The sequence below is a fragment of the Pseudomonas sp. AC463 genome (genome assembly GCF_979253585.1).
Genome location: NZ_CEEDDZ010001065.1, coordinates 1 through 242 on the forward strand (window position 1 = coordinate 1; position 242 = coordinate 242).

1 protein-coding gene is annotated in these 242 nt (G+C 68.2%); it reads left to right on the forward strand.

What is annotated here, in order from left to right:
* A partial coding sequence (locus AC0IYH_RS33530) for a hypothetical protein (RefSeq protein ID WP_471838756.1) occupies positions 1–242 on the forward strand: 242 nt, incomplete at both ends.

Sequence of the window (242 nt, forward strand, 5' to 3'; positions counted from 1 at the left end):
GAAGGTGGTGCGGCCGGTCGGCAAGGACGACGATTACGTCGCGGCGATCGGCGACAACCGCAAGATGCTGGTCTTCCCGATCGCCGAGCTGGTGGAGATGAGCCGCGGGCAGGGTCTGCAACTGCAGCGGTTCCGCGACGGAGGCCTGTCCGATGCCAAGACGTTCGTGTTCGCACAGGGGCTGAGCTGGCCGATGGGCGGCGGTACGGGTCGGATGCGGTCGGAGCCGGACCTGTCCGCCT